Raw genomic sequence first — 17699 nt, 5'->3', positions numbered from 1 at the left:
GGGGTGCGATTTATTGGCTGTTTATCGCGAAATAATAGACAATTTGTTGAATTGTGATATAATGAATGAAAATGGAATATCATAACATATCCTTCGGGGCAGGGTGAAATTCCCGACCGGCGGTAATGAAACGAAACGTTTCTCAGCCCGCGAGCCGAATAGGCACGATCCGGTGCGATTCCGGAGCCGACAGTATAGTCTGGATGGGAGAAGGATTGCCGTTGCTCACGCCTTCGTGAAAAATCAATCTGGCGCTGGGCTATGTTTGCTATGCAAAAAAAGGTAATCTTTCGATATAGCTGCCCTAGGACTTTTCTCCTAGGGTTTTCTTTTTATCGCTGTCAGGCGCTACTAGCGAGCAATGGACAAGGGGGCTTTTGACTGTTAATGATAAATGTATAAATATTTATAAAAATCTGATGATCATTTTATAATGAAAGTAACGTGAAAAAGAGTCGAAAAGGAGCTGGGAGAAGATGATTCGAACGTATAAAGTCATGCTTCTGCCCAACAATAAGCAAAAGACGAAGCTGTTTCAATGCGTCGGTGTTGCCAGGTGGGCGTACAATTTTGCTTTAGCCCAACAACAAGAAAATCATAAGCAAGGTGGCAAATTTTTAAGTGATGGTGAATTAAGAAAAAGATTCACACAGCTTAAGCAAACAGAAGCATATAGTTGGCTTAACAATTATTCCAACAATATCACAAAACAAGCGATAAAAGATGCGTGTCAAGCCTACAAAAACTTTTTTGCAGGACGGGCGAAGTTTCCGAAGTTTAAAACGAAAAAGCGGACGCGACCAAGCTTTTATCAAGATACATCAAAAATGAAAATCACCGATACACATGTGAAACTAGAAAAACTAACGACTTCCAAAAAGAAAAATAAACAGAAGTTCAATTGGATACGTCTTGCGGAACGAGGACGTATTCCACATGGGGCACATGTGAGGTATGTCAACCCACGCGTCGTGTTTGACGGGATGAACTGGTTTTTAACGGTCGGTGTAGAGGAAGCGGAAATAAAACATGAAACGTACAGCGAAGGCATCGGCATTGATTTAGGGATAAAATCGTTAGCTACCGTCAGCAATGGGATGACGTTTCAAAACATCAACCAAACACCCGAAGTGAAAAAGCTTGAAAAAACAATGAAGCGTATGCAAAGACAACTATCACGGAAGTATGAAAAGAATAAAACGAAAACAGAAGGAGGTGAATTCCGTTACAGAAAAACGGAAAACATCCGGAAACTTGAATTCCTTGTTTTGAAAAAACGCCGAAGGCTAAAAAACATCCAGCTAAACTATACCCACCAGATCACAGCAACGTTGGTGAAAACCAAACCAGCGTATGTGGTGATCGAGGATTTGAACACAAGTGGCATGTTAAAAAATCGGAAGCTATCGAAAGCGATTCAAGAACAAACATTCCACGAGTTCAAGCGACAAATGACGTACAAATGTGCATGGCGTGCCATCCAGTTGATCGTGGCAGATCGTTTTTATCCGTCTAGCAAAAGGTGCAGCCGCTGCGGCCATGTGAAAGACCACCTTTCGTTATCTGAACGGACGTATCGCTGCGAGATGTGTGGGCTAGAAATGGATCGTGACTTCAATGCTAGCATCAACTTGAAAAACTATGCCAAGTGAGGCACAACATGTACCCATTCGTTAGTGGGGAAGTGAAGCCTTCGGAGCGCCAAGCAAACGAGAGTAGCTTTTCGCGAAATCGGGCGCGATGAACAAGGAAGGAAACATAGACTTTTATAAGTTTCTTATAAAGTCTTGTAAGTTTTCTGTAACGGGGTTTGATGCAGCAGCACGACGAACGATATATGCGCTTAGCGCTTGAAATTGCTAAAACAGGGATTGGACAAACGTCGCCAAATCCGGCGGTCGGTGCCGTTATCGTAAAGAATGGCGAAATTGTCGGCTTTGGCGCGCATTTAAAAGCAGGCGAGCCGCATGCGGAAGTTCATGCGATTCGCATGGCGGGCGATAAAGCGAAAGATGCGACGGTTTACGTAACGCTTGAGCCGTGCAGCCATTTCGGCAAAACGCCGCCGTGTGCCGATTTATTAGTCGAAACAGGCGTCGGGCGGGTCGTGATTGCGACGACGGACCCGAATCCGCTTGTTGCTGGAAAAGGAATAGAAAAACTAAAACAAGCTGGCATTGATGTAACCGTTGGTGTGTTAAAAGAAGAAGCGGATGAGTTGAACCGCGTCTTTTTCCACTACATTACGACGAAAACGCCGTTCGTGACGATGAAGTTTGCGGCTAGTTTAGATGGGAAAATTGCAACGAAAACAGGAGAAAGCAAATGGATTACGTCCGAAGAAGCGCGGCAAGACGTGCATCGCTACCGCGCGCGGCACGATGCGATTCTCGTCGGTGTCGATACGGTCATTGCCGATAACCCGAGCTTAACGGTAAGGCTTTCGGAAAAAAGAAAAAACCCGATTCGCCTCATTTTAGATACGCATTTACGCACACCGCTAGAGGCAAATGTCGTTCAAGACGGTGCAGCGGAAACGTGGATCATTGTCGGAAACGACGTACCGAACGAACGAATCGCATTATATGCCCGTCCACACGTCCGCATCGTGTCCATGCCTGCACCGACGATTGATATTCGTGAATTGTTGAGCATGCTAGCGGCGCATAAAATCACCTCTGTCTTTGTCGAAGGCGGCGCGAAAGTGCATGACAGTTTTATTCGCGCGAACGCGGTGCAAGAAATCATCGCATATCTTGCCCCGAAAATCATCGGCGGAAGCGAGGCGAAAACGCCGGTTGGGGGCATTGGGTTTGCGCATATGACCGATGTGCTCGAATGGACGATCAAACACGTCGAAACGATTGGTCAAGATATAAAAATTATTGCGGCGCCAAAGAGGTGAAAAAAGATGTTTACAGGCATTATCGAAGAAGTCGGGACGGTTGAGCAAATGAAACAAGCGGGCGAAGCGATTGTTTTTACGATTGGCGCGAACAAAATTTTAACCGATGTCAAACTAGGCGATAGCATTGCTGTCAATGGGGTATGCTTAACGGTAACATCGTTTACTTCCCGTACGTTTACGGTCGATGTAATGCCGGAAACGGTAAGGGCAACATCGCTTCGTACATTAGCGCGCGGTGCGAAAGTAAATTTAGAGCGGGCGATGGCGGCAAACGGCCGCTTCGGTGGGCATTTTGTATCCGGTCACGTCGATGGCGTCGGCGAAATTATTCGCAAAGAGCCGGTCGCAAACGCTGTTTATTATGAAATTAAAGTGCCAAAATCGCTTAGAAAATACATGATTTTAAAAGGTTCTGTCGCCGTTGACGGAACAAGTTTGACGATTTTTGGGCTTACCGATGACACGTTCACGATTTCGCTTATTCCGCATACGCGCGCGGAAACGATTTTAGGCGACAAACAAGTGGGGGATATTGTTAACATTGAATGCGACGTGATCGGCAAATATGTCGAGCAGTTTTTACGTCAAAAAGAAGAAGAGAAAACGTCTCCGGCAATTACGCTTGAATTTCTAGAAAAGCACGGCTATAAGTGAGGAACAGTGATAATCCTTGCGCAAGTTCGTGATGGAGGGGATTTTATGTTTCATACAATCGAAGAAGCCATTTATGAGTTAATGCAAGGAAATGTCGTGATCGTTTGCGACGATGAAGATCGGGAAAACGAAGGCGATTTTGTCGCGCTTGCGGAAAAAGCCACGCCAGAAGTTATTAATTTTATGATTAAGTACGGGCGCGGGCTTGTGTGTGTGCCGATTACAGAAGAGTTGGCGGACAAGCTCGATTTAGCGCCGATGGTCAACCATAACACCGACCCGCACGGTACGGCGTTTACCGTCAGTATCGACCATAAATCGACGACGACGGGGATTAGCGCCCATGAGCGGTCGCGAACGATTCAAGAGCTATTGAACCCGAATGCGAAAGCGAGCGATTTTAAACGCCCTGGCCACGTCTTTCCGCTTGTGGCGAAAAAAGGCGGGGTGTTGCGCCGCGCTGGGCATACGGAAGCAGCAGTGGACTTAGCGCGGCTATGCGGAGCAAAGCCAGCGGGCGTCATTTGTGAAATTATTAAAGAAGACGGGACGATGGCGCGCGTGCCCGACTTGCGAAAAATCGCGGACGAATTTGGGCTAAAAATGATTACGATTAAAGATTTAATTCAATACCGAAACCGAAAAGAAAAACTCGTCAAACGCGAAGTCGAAATTACGCTGCCGACAGAGTTTGGCGAATTTAAAGCGATTGGCTATACGAATTCCGTCGACGGAAAAGAGCATGTCGCGCTCGTCAAAGGTGAAGTTATTCCGGATGAGCCGATTCTCGTTCGCGTTCATTCGGAGTGCTTAACAGGGGATGTGTTCGGTTCGTACCGTTGCGATTGCGGTCCGCAGCTTCATGCGGCATTGCGGCAAATTGAAGAAGAAGGTCGCGGCATTTTGCTTTACATGCGCCAAGAAGGTCGCGGCATTGGCTTATTGAACAAATTGCGCGCGTATAAATTGCAAGAACAAGGCTACGATACGGTCGAGGCGAACGAAAAGCTTGGCTTTCCAGCCGACTTGCGCGACTACGGGATTGGGGCGCAAATTTTAAAAGATTTAGGCGTGACGAAAATGCGCCTATTGACGAACAACCCGCGCAAAATCGCCGGCTTAAAAGGGTATGATTTAGAGGTCGTTGAGCGCGTTCCGCTGCAAATGCCAGCGAAAAAAGAAAATGAAAAATATTTAAAAACGAAATACGAAAAATTAGGGCATATGTTACATTTTTAATAGTGCAGGAGGAAGAAACATGAGAGTGATGGAAGGGAATTTAGTTGGTACTGGATTAAAGGTCGGAATCGTCGTCTCGCGATTTAATGAATTTATTACAAGCAAGCTGTTATCGGGAGCATTAGACGGGTTGAAACGACACGGTGTAGAAGAAAACGATGTGACGGTCGCATGGGTGCCAGGGGCGTTTGAAATTCCGCTTGTCGCCAAAAAAATGGCAGAGTCGAAACAATACGATGCGGTCATTGCGCTCGGTACGGTCATTCGTGGTGCAACGAGCCATTACGACTACGTGTGCAACGAAGTGGCAAAAGGCGTTTCCCATGCGGCGCTTTCGACAGGAACGCCGGTCATTTTCGGGGTGTTGACGACCGACACCATCGAGCAGGCGATTGAGCGTGCTGGCACAAAAGCAGGAAACAAAGGGTGGGAAGCAGCGGTTGGCGCTATCGAAATGGCAAATCTTCTTCGTTCTTTCGCATAAGTAGTTCACAAGGAGCAAAATACCGTTTATAATACGTAATGAGAAAACGACTTTTGTACTTTTCTGTCGAGGAAAAGTATCGCCAGTAATGAGGGGTTCTTTTATGTTAATTCGCTATCGAAAAAACTATGAGAAAATTGCAATGGGACTTCTGTCGTTTATGCCGACAGAAAAAGAACTGAAAAAATTGCAACAAACGATGAAGCATTACGAAACGAACGACGACTGGCAACTGTTTTTATGGAAAGAGGAAGAAGACGTTATCGGCATTATTGGCGTGGTGCTGCGCGCTGGACAAGTAGAAATTCAGCATATTAGCGTCAATCCGTCGCACCGCCACCAAGGGATCGGCAAAAAAATGGTAAAAGCGTTAAAAGACTTGTACCCAAACCATGAGTTAAAAGCGAACGAATTTACCGCTGCATTTTTAGAAAAGTGTGGATTGTAAAAGGCTGCCTAGCTCGGCAGCCTTTTCTTTTTCGCCGCCCTAGCGGCGATGACGTCTGAACGGTCGCGCAACATATGTTTATGCAGCAAAAATTCGTTCGCCATATCGCTTTTTTGCCCCCAGACGCCTCCTTTTTGCTTGCAGAGGGCAAGGCATGTTTGTAAGAGCGTTTCGTCGTTGATCGGCAATGCAATGCTTTCGTACGGCTTTCCTTCATTGATTTGCTTGATATACTGCTTTAAAAGCCCCGCAAGTTTTTCCTCGTCCAGCCCGAGCCGCCGGACCGCGTCTTTTTCTTGTTCAAGCAACGTGCTTGCTTTTTGCATCATTCGTTTTGCCCCAGAAATGTTACCGCGCCGATGATGATAAAGCGCGACGGCAATTTGGATAAGCAACGCCCACACATGCTTTTTTCCGTCTTGTTTCCAATGCTCTTCTAATAGCTCATGGCATTCAAAGTAGTCGCGGTCGGCATGAAAATGATATAAATATTCGAGATACGCGGATGGATACAACGTATTCACCTTCCTTCTACATTGATTGTAGCATAACCACGTCAGGTGTGTTGATTAACCATTAAAAACCAGTTGACATCACTCTATTCCTAGCTTTTCTGCCGTAGTCGACAAGCGGTTCGCTTGCCGACTGGGAGTATTAGCATGCCCTCCTCGAACAACGAACGCTTTGCGGGCAAATGACATTTGCCCGCCGGCGTTCTTGTTCGAGGGAAGAGGCAGAAAAGCTTGTGTTCAGTCATATGATTCTGTGTTTTTAGTAAAATGATGGATAATCAACGCTCGTGTAACCACGTGAAAAATTTGCTTGGACAACGCGGAAATGTCACTTATACTAGTGATAGTGTCGAGAAGGTGGGATATGTGTGCAATATAAAGTGAAAATTGAAGCGTTTGAAGGTCCGCTTGATTTGTTGTTGCATTTAATCAACCGATATGAAATTGATATTTATAATATTCCCGTCGCGGAAATTACGGAACAATATATGGCGTACATTCATGCGATGCAAGAGTTGCAGCTAGATGTCGCAAGCGAATATTTGGTGATGGCGGCAACACTTTTAGCGATGAAAAGCAAAATGTTGCTGCCAAAGCACGAAGAAGAATTGTTCGACGGGGAAATAGAGGAAGAAGACCCGCGCGAACAATTGATGCATCGATTGCTTGAGTATAAAAAATATAAAGAAGCAGCACAAGAACTGAAGAAGCGCGAGGAGGAGCGGGCGCTGCTGTTTACAAAGCCGCCGAGCGATTTAAGCATGTATGCAGCGGAAGACATCGAGAAGCGGCCGTTAGAGGTAAACGTATACGATATGTTGTTGGCATTGTCGAAACTGTTGCGCCGCAAAAAACTGCAAAAACCACTCCATACGAAAATCGCGCGGCAAGAAATTCCGATTGAACGACGAATGGAAGAAATTTTAACGGAGTTGCGAAAAACGAAAAAGCGGAAAAACTTTTTTGACTTGTTTCCGTATTATGACCGCGAATACGTTGTTGTTACGTTTTTAGCGCTTTTAGAATTAATGAAGAAAAATTTAGTGACGATTGAACAAGAACGAAACTTCGCCGATATTTTTGTTGTATGCAAGGAGGGGGAACATGGAGTATAAAGCGATTGTCGAAGGGTTATTATTTGCGGCTGGCGATGAAGGGTTGTCGCTAAAGCAAATCGCGGCGGTGCTTGATGTGTCAGAAGAAGTGGCACTTGATGTTGTGTCCGCATTGAAAGAAGAGTATCAAGCGCCGAGCCGCGGCATTCAGCTTGTAGAGCTTGCAGGGGTATTTCAGCTAACGACGAAAAAAGAGCACGCCCCGTATTTAAAAAAGCTCGTCGAGTCCCCAGGGTCTTCGTCGCTGTCGCAGGCGGCGCTTGAAACGCTTGCGATTATCGCGTACCGCCAGCCGATTACACGAGCGGAAATTGAGGAAATTCGCGGAGTCAAAAGCGATAAACCACTCCAGACGCTAGTGGCGAAAGCGCTCGTGAAAGAAGTCGGACGAGCGGAAGGGACAGGGCGGCCGATTTTATACGGAACGACAAAAGAGTTTTTAGACTACTTCGGATTAAAAACATTGGACGAATTGCCGCCGCTTCCAGAGTTGCAAGAAGAACAAGAAGAACAGGAAGCTGATTTATTCTTCGAAAAATTCGCAGAAACATTAAACAATAGCGCGGGAGTATGATAAGATAAAAGTAACCAAATTTTCTCTTTTGCATATAGGGAGGCTTACGTATGCGAATTCGCCGCTGTTATGGATACGAACTCGAAAAAGCACAACCGAACACATCCGAAGATTTTTTTAATCGCTCGGAGGTGACGTTTGTCGAAGACGGAGAGGAAAAGACGTTGCACGTCTTGTACGTCCGCTATTTTGATGAACTGTTCCCGTCGTTTACTCCGTATGCACAAAACCCAATTTTTACGGTCAATGGCCGCGATGTTTCATTTAAAGACATTGTGGCGCTCGTTTGTTTGTTGAAAAATCCGAGCTTTCGCCATCGGAAACGCGTATATGTCAGCGATGAACAGGAATTTCGCCGCTATTTTGAGCATATTGATTTTGCGAAGTTACCAGAAATATTTGCCGCGTTAGAAACAACGGGCGAATATGTGCTTTCGTCGCCACTTTTATTTATCGTGCAACCATCCTAAATTATGGGGGGCTTTTTATGGCAAATACAATCGTCATGAATCAAACGAAACAAGTCGAGGCATTTTTGCAGCAGACCGTTCGCGCGATTACGGACTATTTGAACGAAACGACGCTTATGGGGCTGCTCGCGGAACAAGAAGATGGGGATAAGGCGTACTACGAGCAGCTACTTCTCAACTTGCGCCGCTTAGTCGTTTATTGTGAAGAAGGGCTAGAAGCGTGCCGCGTCGTTTTAAAAGACGAGCCGTTCCGCAAAGCGGCTGCTGAAAAAGCGCTCTACCGCATTTATCATTCGTGTATTGCCGAATTTTTTGCGCCGAAAAACGATGCTTGGTACGAAGACAGCCGATCTGCCTACACAGGGCGAAACTCCATTAAATTCCGGCAAACGCCGCCGCCATCGCTCAAAGCGCTTCTCTCCTCACTAGAAAGCAGCTTCCAAGCAATGCGCGAAGAACTCGAATTTTACGAAACCGACTACCGGACAAAAATGATGCAGTCGAAATAAAAGGGACGTTGGAAAAAGCGGAGCGCCTAATTTGTCGCATCCGCTTTTTCGTCTGTTGCTTGGTCATTTTGCTGTTCAGGTTGTCCATCGGTAGACAGCTGGTTTTCTGTTTGGTTCGGCTCACTTGTTTGCGAAGCGTTATCCGCTGCTTGGTCACTTGGTTGTTCGGTTTGTCCATCAGTAGACGGCTGGTTTTCTGTTTGGTTCGGCTCATTTACTTGCGACGGGTTATTTATAAACGTTTCGAGAGTTTTTTTCATTTGTGCTAACGCTTCCTCATTGGCCGGTGTCATTTCTGCCTCTCCTCCACTTTCTAGGGTGATCAGCAATTGTGGTAGTTTAACGTTATCCGAAACGATACGGTGAGCGAGCATTTTTAATTGCTTAAACCCAATCTTTCCGTCCGTTGGTTGATATACTTCACTAAATTGCGCGTTAGATAGTTGTACCATTAGTTGTGGAAAGGTAGCACTGTCGGACGAAGCTATACGGACGGTTATATTTCCCGATGGAGTACGAACAATTTTACGAATCGTGAGCCCATCCACCACTGCCTGTTCGAGCGAAAGTGAAAGCATTGGGGCGTCTTGTTGTTCCGCCGTATCGCCTGTCCCAAGCGAAACAGATTTCAGCGTCGCTTCTAACCGAGTTGCTTCGATAACAAAACCGACAACCGTAGGAGTAGTAGCACTCCCTTGTCGAACAAATAAAACCCCACTAGTAAAAATAAGAAAAATGATAACGATAAAGCGCCTATTCATCAATGCAACCACCTTTTCTATAATCAGATAGGCTTGTCCTTTTAAAAAAAGAGCCTCCCCTGTTTTCAAGGGAGTTGGCTCTTAGCGAATGGACTATAAAAATAATCGTTTTCCATAACGAGAAGGGAATACACAGCTTAAGACTCCATAATTCCAGATGCAATCTCGTTTTCTACTGAATGGTCGTCGTTCAGATCGTGGTGGCTTGTTTCTACCACTGCTAACTCGGGTTTCCACGCAATACATAACGCTCCGCCGATAATGCCTAAAATTGTTCCGACTAAAAAGCCACCGAGCGCTCCCATGATCGACAAAACGGCAGCGAAAATAGTGATAATCCCGAATACAGTCGATAATTTTGGCATGGCATAAGACATAACCCCTAAAAGGAACACAAGCCCACCTAAAAAGAACCCTGAAAACAAAATGCTCCCTGGGACGATGGCTACTTCATAAAGCTGGATAGGAATCCATAATATAACCAAACCAGACAAAATCGTTAATGTCGCTCCCCAAAAAGGGCGTCTTGCTTTCCATTCTTTAAACGCTTCTCGTTTGGAAAAAAACATGCTCATCTCTAATCATCCTCGCAAAAATTTAATTTAGTTTTTCAAACGATACTTTCATTCCTGGAAGGGAAACAGTTTTTTGGAAAAGGTAGAGCGTTTTTAAATCGCCGTTTTCGATGACAATGCTATCTGCACTTTGTGTAAATTCCCGAACGATTTTTTGGACAGGGTCTTGAATGTCACCAACATAATTTTCCGACATCGTTAAATTGCCGAATTGTGCGCTACCGTTAATGAGCGTTGCTTTTTGAATTAAGCCGTCAATTTCGACCGGTTTATCAGAAGAAATCACGACCCGAATTCCAAGCGCAGGAATTGTTTTAGAGATTTCTAATCCAGTAATGGTCGCATGATTAATTTCGTTAACAGTAACAGGGACGTTTTTCGTTTCTGCCCCATCTGCAGCTCCGCCGTATAGCTTAAAGCCTGTACCGACCATTTTATCAAATTTTACGGTAAACTCCCCAAACCCGCTCAGCGGAACAGCATAGGCCATTCCTGTCATCCCGAATAACGAAAGAAGAATGCCTAAAAATAAAAAACCGCCTAACAGTGCAAACCATAACCTCCTTTTAACCGTATACCCTCCGACAATCACCGTTTCTGACACAACGTTCTCCCCCTTTGTTTAACATTTAAAATAAAGAAAACGCTTACGGAAAAATGGACGTTTTCTTTATTTTGTTGAAAATTTTACGCTATCTACCTAGAAAAGTTAATCCCTACATTTGTAGGATTTTAATTAAAAAAGGAAGGAGCTTGTAGAAATGAGTCGAACTATTTTTTCATAAAGAAGGGATAGAACGATGTACGGTGAATAGTAAAGCAGGCGTTTATTTTGATTTAGGGGGGATAAGGTGTCGCGAACACTTCATGAACATTTAAACCATCTTTTAAACAATGCCATTCATTTGTTAAGCATCTACAAAGAAGACCTTTCGCAAGAATGGCAACGCATTTTGTATTTCCTCCAACAAAACGAAAAACCGGTACATGTATTTGCGCTTGTGAAAAAATGCTTATTGCGCCATTTCACTTTTGTTAAGATTGGGAGTGTAAATGTTGATGACGTGATTCAAGCTATTCAAACAGAGTGGATGGAAACGTTCCAACGATGTCCGGAGCCAGAGTTAGTTATTTTTCATCTAAACTTATTAGAAAACGCAGCTCATAAAGTTTTGAAGAAGCGAATTGCCTATTCCTCTAAACTACATCCTTCCGTGCATTATTTGTTTTCAAAAATAAGCGAGGCGATGCTTTATTTGTATCGTCAAGAAATACAAATAGACGATGTGTGTGAGCGGTTATTAAGTAACCCTAACCTACCAACCCAATGGGTTGCAAGAATTGAAGAAAAAAAAGAAGGGTTTTCTATCAAAAAAATTATCGGTGTTCATCCGTACAAAAATATTTTCGATGAAAATACTATGTTTTGTTCTTGGGATGAAATTGTGAGTGCGTTAGGGAGTTCTCATCTTCCTGTTCCTTGGAAAAACGAATTGCTTTTATTTGGGGTGGAAGATAAGGAAGTCGCGGAGCGGTTGGCGGTTAGTGTTCATTTGTTCCGTGCGTTTCAAGAAGAAGAAGAGAAAACGTTTCGCCGATGGCAAGAAAGTCGTTGGAAAGATGCAGTTATTTTATTTAACGAGTGGATTATTCGTTCGCAAAATTTTCAAGAGGCGATGGAAAATATTTGTTTTGGATTTGGCTATTTCTTGCCATTTGAGCGTTGTGCCCTTTTTCGGCTTTCCGATATGGAAAGTAAAATTATTGGTTTATATGGGTATCGGCTGAACAATGAAGAAATTCAAGCGATTACCGATGAAATTGCAAATATTCCGATTGTGAACGAAAGCATCGGGAAGTTGAAATCGCAACATCATGATATGAAACATTTTCAGCCAATTTATATTCCGTTTGCGAATAAGGAGTTTCCTGAAAATTATATAAAAAAATTTGGGATTGTATCTCTTGTTATTGTTCCTGTCTATGTGCCAACCGAAGGAAAAATTATTGGGGGGATTGTATTAGATCAAGGAGCCGGCAAACATTTTGCAGTTGATCGCAGCTTATTTCCAGCCTTGATGAAATTTGGACAAAGCGCGGGGGAATTGTTGTTGCGGTTTATAGAGGCGCCTGTTCAAAAGCAGTCTTTAGGTGGGAATGCCGGTTCTTTTTCCTTACGAGAAATCGAAATCATGAAGCTACTTGCCGATGGTGCATCGACTGCTGAAGCTGCTTCACAACTATATTTGAGTGAATTTACAGTAAGAGATTATATTTCTAGTCTGATGAAGAAATTGCATGCGAAAAACCGTACGGAATTGGTTGCGAAAGCGATGCGCCTTGGGATTATTCAATAAATCGTTTCACAAGGACAAGAACGATTTCCTCCCGCTCCTCATACGATAATGGCGGATAAAAAAATGAGGAGGTTGGCCATGGAACAACAAGTGCAATGGGAACAATACATCGAAGCGGTGAAGGAATGGGCGATCCAGGTAGCAGAACGAAGCGAAATGCGCAAAGAGGCAGAGGAATTGCTCACGCATCTTTCTTCGCACGAAGGGGGATGGACGGAAGAAGCGGTGAAAGAGGTGGAAGCAGCGGTTGCATCGCTTTATGAACGGGCGGTGCAAACGCATGATGAAGCGGTCGAGCAAGAAGAGAGAGAAGCGGAAGTAGAGGAAATGTCGGTTGACCAATACATCGAAGCAGTAATTGCATGGGGAAAACAAGTAGCGGAGGATGATGAACTGCGAGAAGATGCGGAAGAGCTGCTCACGCGTCTTTCTACGCACGAAGGGGAATGGGCAGAAGAAGCGGTGAAAGAGGTGGAAGCAACGGTCGCATCGCTTTATGCACAGGCAGTGCAGCGCGCTTCACATGGGGAAGAACCGGCAACGGATGAAGAAGGAGAACAACTGCTCGAACGAGCGGAAGAAACAAGCGAGGAAGTGACGGAACGCGCTGCTGGCGGACATACGCTGCCACCGTTGCCGTACCGTTATGATGCGCTAGAACCGCATATCTCTCGGGAAATTATGTACCTTCATCATACGAAGCACCATCAAAGTTATGTCGACGGATTGAATAAGGCGGAAAAAATGATGGAAAAAGCGCGGGAAACGAACGATTACGAACTGCTTACCCATTGGGAGCGCGAAGCGGCGTTTCACGGCTCTGGCCATTATTTGCATACAATTTTTTGGTATAATATGACGCCAAAAGGCGGTGGCGAGCCAAAAGGGGCATTGCTTGAACAAATCAAAACAGATTTCGGCAGCGTTGCCCGTTTTAAAAACCATTTTACTGAAGCAGCGAAAAAAGTAGAAGGAGTCGGCTGGGCGATTCTTGTCTGGTCGCCACGCGCCCATCGGTTAGAAATTTTACAGACAGAAAAACATCAACTAATGACGCAATGGGATACGATTCCGCTGCTTGTTCTTGATGTGTGGGAACATGCGTATTATTTGCAATATAAAAACGACCGTGCTGCTTACATTAACAGCTGGTGGAACGTTGTCAACTGGCGTGATGTGGAACAACGATTTGAGCAGGCGAGCAAACTGCGCTGGAAACCGTTCTAACAAACAGGGCGGGACATTCCCGCCCGCTTTTACGCATATCCCTTTTTCTGCTGCATACACTTGTACAAAACGGCAAAAGGGATGGGGTTACATGCGGCAAAGGAAACGATGGCTCGCTTGCATTGTGGTGCTGGCAATGATTTTTTCATGCATTCCGCAGCGGACGAAAGCGCAAGACGTCAGCGCGCAAAGCGCGATTTTAATGGAACAGACGTCAGGTCGAGTATTGTTTGAAAAAGACGCCCATACGAAGCGGCGCATTGCGAGCATTACAAAAATTATGACGGCCATTTTGGCGATTGAGTCAGGGAAACTAGATGAAACAGTGACGGTAAGCGCCCGCGCGGTACGAGCAGAAGGTTCTTCCATCTATTTGAAAGAAGGGGAAAAAATTAAATTGCGCGACCTTGTCTATGGGCTTATGCTCCGTTCAGGGAACGATGCGGCGGTGGCGATTGCGGAACATGTCGGCGGCAGTGTGGAAGGATTTGTGTTTTTAATGAATCAAAAAGCAGCCGAAATTGGGATGCGCGACACACATTTTGCCAATCCACACGGGCTTGATGATGCGGAAAACCATTATTCCACCGCGTATGATATGGCGCTATTAATGCGCTATGCGATGTATAACGACACGTTTCGCAAAATTTCCGGTACGAAAGTATACCGTGCTCCGAATCCCGATGAAAATTGGGATCGGATCTGGCGCAATAAAAACAAATTGTTAACGAACTTGTACGAATATTGTACAGGCGGCAAAACAGGCTATACGAAACGAGCGAAGCGGACGCTTGTGACGAGTGCGGAAAAAGACGGGCTAGAATTAATCGCGGTGACGCTCAACGCCCCTGATGATTGGAACGACCATATTTCCATGTACGAATACGGATTTGACCATTATGTGCTTGCGAAAGTGAGCAAAGAGCGAATCGGGCAACGTGTAAACGACAAGTTTTATCGAAACCATCTGCAAGCATCCCGCGATTTAGTATATCCCGTCACAAAAGAAGAAATGGAAAAATTGCGCGTGCACATTCAGCTTCTTCGGCCGAAAGAACAATGGAAAGAAGAGCGAGCGCTTATTCCGACCGTTGTTGGCAAAGCAGTACTATATTTAGATGGACAACCGGTCGATGAAGTCCCGCTTTTGTATAAAAAGCGCCAAAGCAAACAAACGAACGGTTCCATTTGGAAACTTGTGTTCTTTTTAGGTGTGGGGCACGATGGTTAATTTGATTTGGGCGGCCATGGCGCTTATTGGCATTGTTTTTGCGGCGATCAACGGCACGATGGAAGAAGTAAATGAAGCGGTTTTTAAAAGTGCAAAAGAAGCGGTGACAATTAGCATTGGGATGATTAGCATTTTAGTATTTTGGCTTGGATTGATGAAAATTGCCGAAGATGCAGGATTGCTTGCGAAGCTTGCTCGTTTATTCACTCCGTTTGTGCGGCGGCTGTTTCCAGAAGTGCCGAAAGATCATCCGGCGCTTGGGTATATCGTTTCGAATATGGTTGCGAATATGTTCGGGCTTGGCAATGCGGCCACCCCGCTTGGCATTAAAGCGATGGAAGAATTGAAAAAGCTAAACGGAGAGCGCGAAACGGCAAGCCGGTCAATGGTAACGTTTTTGGCGATGAATACGTCAGGAATTACCCTTATTCCCGCAACGGTCATCTCGATTCGCATGACGTACGGCTCGGCGTCGCCAGGGGAAATTATTGGAACAACGTTCATCGCTTCCTCGCTAGCGACGATTGGTGCGATTTTTATTGACCGGTATTATTACTGGAAACGGACGCGAGGTGGGAAGCGATGATGGCGTTTGTGCAATGGATTTCGCTTTGGCTTATTCCAGCCATTATCGGATTTATTTTGTTATACGGGACGTGGAAGCGCGTACCGACGTATGAATCGTTTGTCGAAGGGGGAAAAGAAGGCATTCACATCGCTTTTTCGATTATTCCGTATTTAGTTGGCATGCTTGTGTCAGTGTCGATTTTTCGTGCGTCCGGTGCGCTTGACTATTTGATGGGGTTTATTAAGCCGTTAGCCGAGGCAATCGGGATGCCACCGGAAGTCATCCCGTTGGCAATTGTGCGCACGATTTCCGGCACCGCCGCTTTAGGAATGACGACTGATTTGATTGCGACATACGGTCCGGATTCGTTTATCGGTCGGCTCGCTTCCACGATTCAAGGCAGCACGGAAACTACGTTGTACGTGCTCACCGTTTATTTTGGAGCCGTCGGCATCAAAAAAATGGGCGATGCGTTAAAAGTCGGCGTTTTAGCCGACATCTTAAGCTTCGTCGTTTCTTTTTTCATCGTATTGCTTGTATTCGGAAAATAGGCAACCGGTTGCGGTTGCTTTTTTGTTTACGCAAGAAAACGTAGTATGATAAAAATAGGATGGCACGCTTGTATCTTTTTGTCGAAAAGAGTAAGATGAGTGATGAGGTGAAAGCGATGGAACGATTGCAGAAAGTGATTGCCCACTCGGGCATTGCATCGAGAAGGAAAGCAGAAGAGCTGATTTTACAAGGAAAAGTGAAAGTGAACGGCAACATCGTGACCGAACTAGGCGTGAAAGTTGGTCCGCAAGATAAAATTGAAGTGGATGGCATTCCGGTCGAGAGAGAAGAGCCGGTTTACTACCTTTTTTATAAGCCGCGCGGTGTCATTTCCAGCGTGAAAGACGACAAAGGGCGGAAAGTGGTAACGGACTTTTTTAAAGAGTTGCGCCAGCGTATTTATCCAATCGGTCGGTTGGATTACGATACATCGGGGCTGTTGTTATTGACGAATGACGGCGATTTCGCGAACCTATTAATGCATCCGCGCTATGAAATCCAAAAAGTATATGTAGCGAAAGTAAAAGGGATTCCGCGAAGAGAACAACTGAAACAGTTGGAAAAAGGCATTATGCTCGAAGACGGGATGACTGCACCGGCAAAAGTGAAAATGCTTTCACTTGATAAACGAAAGAAAACGGCGATTATCGAAGTTCGCATTCACGAAGGGCGCAACCGCCAAGTGCGCCGCATGTTTGAAGCGATCGGTTGCCAAGTAATGAAATTAAAGCGAGAGCGCTATGCTTTTCTTGATTTAAAAGGGTTGAATCCTGGCGACTATCGAGAATTAACACCGCATGAGGTGAAACAATTGCGGGCGCTTGCGCTATCCGGCGAGCACGCGCGCGTATAGCCTAGCGTTAGTCGCAGCTACCCAGTCGCCCACGCTTTTCGTGTTTGTCACATAATGTTCACATAGTTTTCATTATGGGTGCAGTGGATATTGCTATAATGAAAAATGGCATATCTTTCGTTATGGGAGAGTTGGATGATGAAAAAACAGCGACTTGTGATGCGGACGGTTATTTTATTGCTTTTGTTAGCGGCTGTCGGGTATACGATTTACTCGAACTTTTTTACCGAAAAAACGGAAATTAAAGTTGGTGCAACCGCTCCGGATTTTGTGCTAACCGATTTGAACGGAAAAAAGCACCGCCTTTCTGATTACCGCGGCAAAGGAGTATTTTTAAACTTCTGGGGAACGTGGTGCAAGCCGTGTGAACGAGAAATGCCGTATATTAACCGGCAATATGCGGTCTATAAAAAACAAGGGGTCGAAGTGCTGGCGGTCAATGTCGGCGAACCAAAATTAAGCGTGCAAAAATTTGTCGACCGGTTCGGGCTGACATTTCCGGTTGTCATTGACCGCGAAGACCAAGTGATGAACGCTTATGAAATCGACCCGTTGCCAACGACGTTTTTAATTGATAAAGACGGAAAAATTAAACAAATTATTACTGGAACGATGACAGAAGAGATGGTTAAACAATACATGGAAAGCATTAAACCGTAGGG

21 protein-coding genes and 1 riboswitch are annotated in these 17699 nt (G+C 45.1%); of the genes, 17 read left to right on the top strand and 4 right to left on the bottom strand.

Features of this window, described 5'->3' with window-relative positions:
- Positions 1-85 precede the first annotated feature (85 nt).
- A riboswitch (FMN riboswitch) is annotated at positions 86-219 on the top strand.
- A gap of 257 nt (positions 220-476) precedes the next feature.
- From M4I42_RS03195 to M4I42_RS03170, 6 genes are all read left to right on the top strand, one after another.
- On the top strand, positions 477-1652 hold the full coding sequence (locus M4I42_RS03195) for an RNA-guided endonuclease InsQ/TnpB family protein (RefSeq protein ID WP_268850802.1): 1176 nt from the start codon (positions 477-479) through the stop codon (positions 1650-1652).
- A gap of 161 nt (positions 1653-1813) precedes the next feature.
- The gene (gene ribD / locus M4I42_RS03190) at positions 1814-2905 is read left to right on the top strand and encodes a bifunctional diaminohydroxyphosphoribosylaminopyrimidine deaminase/5-amino-6-(5-phosphoribosylamino)uracil reductase RibD (protein WP_268850801.1); all 1092 of its coding nucleotides are present in this window, start codon (positions 1814-1816) and stop codon (positions 2903-2905) included.
- Between the two features lie 6 nt (positions 2906-2911).
- Positions 2912-3562: a riboflavin synthase gene (ribE, locus tag M4I42_RS03185; RefSeq protein ID WP_268850800.1), complete on the top strand. Its 651-nt coding sequence runs from the start codon at positions 2912-2914 to the stop codon at positions 3560-3562.
- A 45-nt stretch (positions 3563-3607) separates the two neighbouring features.
- Positions 3608-4801 (top strand): bifunctional 3,4-dihydroxy-2-butanone-4-phosphate synthase/GTP cyclohydrolase II, encoded by a 1194-nt coding sequence (locus M4I42_RS03180; protein WP_268850799.1) that lies wholly within the window; start codon positions 3608-3610, stop codon positions 4799-4801.
- 19 nt (positions 4802-4820) lie between these two features.
- Entirely contained in the window at positions 4821-5285 is a 465-nt protein-coding gene (gene ribH, locus M4I42_RS03175) for a 6,7-dimethyl-8-ribityllumazine synthase (protein WP_268850798.1), read from the top strand.
- Between the two features lie 103 nt (positions 5286-5388).
- On the top strand, positions 5389-5733 hold the full coding sequence (locus M4I42_RS03170) for a GNAT family N-acetyltransferase (protein WP_268850797.1): 345 nt from the start codon (positions 5389-5391) through the stop codon (positions 5731-5733).
- An 8-nt stretch (positions 5734-5741) separates the two neighbouring features.
- Here M4I42_RS03170 and M4I42_RS03165 read toward each other — a convergent pair whose 3' ends face one another.
- Positions 5742-6248: a DUF309 domain-containing protein gene (locus M4I42_RS03165; RefSeq protein WP_268850835.1), complete on the bottom strand. Its 507-nt coding sequence runs from the start codon at positions 6246-6248 to the stop codon at positions 5742-5744.
- A 365-nt stretch (positions 6249-6613) separates the two neighbouring features.
- On the opposite strand from M4I42_RS03165, the gene M4I42_RS03160 reads away from it, so the two are divergent.
- From M4I42_RS03160 to M4I42_RS03145, 4 genes are read left to right on the top strand one after another with little or no spacing between them, the layout of a single operon-like run.
- Positions 6614-7360, top strand: a complete 747-nt coding sequence (locus tag M4I42_RS03160) for a segregation/condensation protein A (RefSeq protein ID WP_268850796.1) — start codon at positions 6614-6616, stop codon at positions 7358-7360.
- Entirely contained in the window at positions 7350-7934 is a 585-nt protein-coding gene (scpB, locus tag M4I42_RS03155) for an SMC-Scp complex subunit ScpB (RefSeq protein WP_268850795.1), read from the top strand. Before M4I42_RS03160 ends, scpB begins: the two co-directional genes overlap by 11 nt.
- Positions 7935-7984: 50 nt before the next feature.
- On the top strand, positions 7985-8404 hold the full coding sequence (locus M4I42_RS03150; protein ID WP_268850794.1) for a hypothetical protein: 420 nt from the start codon (positions 7985-7987) through the stop codon (positions 8402-8404).
- Between the two features lie 17 nt (positions 8405-8421).
- On the top strand, positions 8422-8913 hold the full coding sequence (locus M4I42_RS03145) for a DUF3907 family protein (RefSeq protein ID WP_268850793.1): 492 nt from the start codon (positions 8422-8424) through the stop codon (positions 8911-8913).
- A 26-nt stretch (positions 8914-8939) separates the two neighbouring features.
- Here M4I42_RS03145 and M4I42_RS03140 read toward each other — a convergent pair whose 3' ends face one another.
- From M4I42_RS03140 to M4I42_RS03130, 3 genes are all read right to left on the bottom strand, one after another.
- On the bottom strand, positions 8940-9674 hold the full coding sequence (locus M4I42_RS03140; RefSeq protein WP_268850792.1) for a hypothetical protein: 735 nt from the start codon (positions 9672-9674) through the stop codon (positions 8940-8942).
- Between the two features lie 137 nt (positions 9675-9811).
- Entirely contained in the window at positions 9812-10249 is a 438-nt protein-coding gene (locus M4I42_RS03135) for a DUF6114 domain-containing protein (protein ID WP_268850791.1), read from the bottom strand.
- 22 nt (positions 10250-10271) lie between these two features.
- Entirely contained in the window at positions 10272-10853 is a 582-nt protein-coding gene (locus M4I42_RS03130) for a DUF6230 family protein (protein WP_268850790.1), read from the bottom strand.
- Positions 10854-11100: 247 nt separating this feature from the next.
- On the opposite strand from M4I42_RS03130, the gene M4I42_RS03125 reads away from it, so the two are divergent.
- From M4I42_RS03125 to resA, 7 genes are all read left to right on the top strand, one after another.
- Positions 11101-12606, top strand: coding sequence for a LuxR C-terminal-related transcriptional regulator (locus M4I42_RS03125; protein ID WP_268850789.1), 1506 nt, complete (start codon positions 11101-11103; stop codon positions 12604-12606).
- A gap of 78 nt (positions 12607-12684) precedes the next feature.
- Positions 12685-13833 (top strand): superoxide dismutase, encoded by a 1149-nt coding sequence (locus M4I42_RS03120; protein ID WP_442864069.1) that lies wholly within the window; start codon positions 12685-12687, stop codon positions 13831-13833.
- Positions 13834-13924: 91 nt separating this feature from the next.
- Positions 13925-15064 carry a D-alanyl-D-alanine carboxypeptidase family protein gene (locus M4I42_RS03115; RefSeq protein ID WP_268850788.1) on the top strand — a complete coding sequence of 380 codons (1140 nt, stop codon included), beginning with the start codon at positions 13925-13927 and terminating at the stop codon, positions 15062-15064.
- Positions 15057-15650, top strand: a complete 594-nt coding sequence (locus M4I42_RS03110; RefSeq protein WP_268850787.1) for a nucleoside recognition domain-containing protein — start codon at positions 15057-15059, stop codon at positions 15648-15650. The genes M4I42_RS03115 and M4I42_RS03110 overlap by 8 nt, the downstream gene beginning before the upstream one ends.
- On the top strand, positions 15650-16183 hold the full coding sequence (locus M4I42_RS03105; RefSeq protein ID WP_268850833.1) for a spore maturation protein: 534 nt from the start codon (positions 15650-15652) through the stop codon (positions 16181-16183). The genes M4I42_RS03110 and M4I42_RS03105 overlap by 1 nt, the downstream gene beginning before the upstream one ends.
- Positions 16184-16299: 116 nt before the next feature.
- Complete coding sequence (gene rluB, locus M4I42_RS03100; protein ID WP_268850786.1) at positions 16300-17037, top strand: 23S rRNA pseudouridine(2605) synthase RluB; 738 nt, start codon at positions 16300-16302, stop codon at positions 17035-17037.
- A gap of 135 nt (positions 17038-17172) precedes the next feature.
- Complete coding sequence (gene resA / locus M4I42_RS03095; RefSeq protein ID WP_268850785.1) at positions 17173-17697, top strand: thiol-disulfide oxidoreductase ResA; 525 nt, start codon at positions 17173-17175, stop codon at positions 17695-17697.
- Positions 17698-17699 lie beyond the last annotated feature (2 nt).

Origin of the sequence: Anoxybacillus sp. J5B_2022 (genome assembly GCF_026847645.1) — a bacterium.
Classification (GTDB): Bacteria; Bacillota; Bacilli; order Bacillales; family Anoxybacillaceae; genus Anoxybacteroides.
Note: the sequence above shows the minus strand (reverse complement) of the source record. Positions and strands in the feature narration are given on the sequence as shown.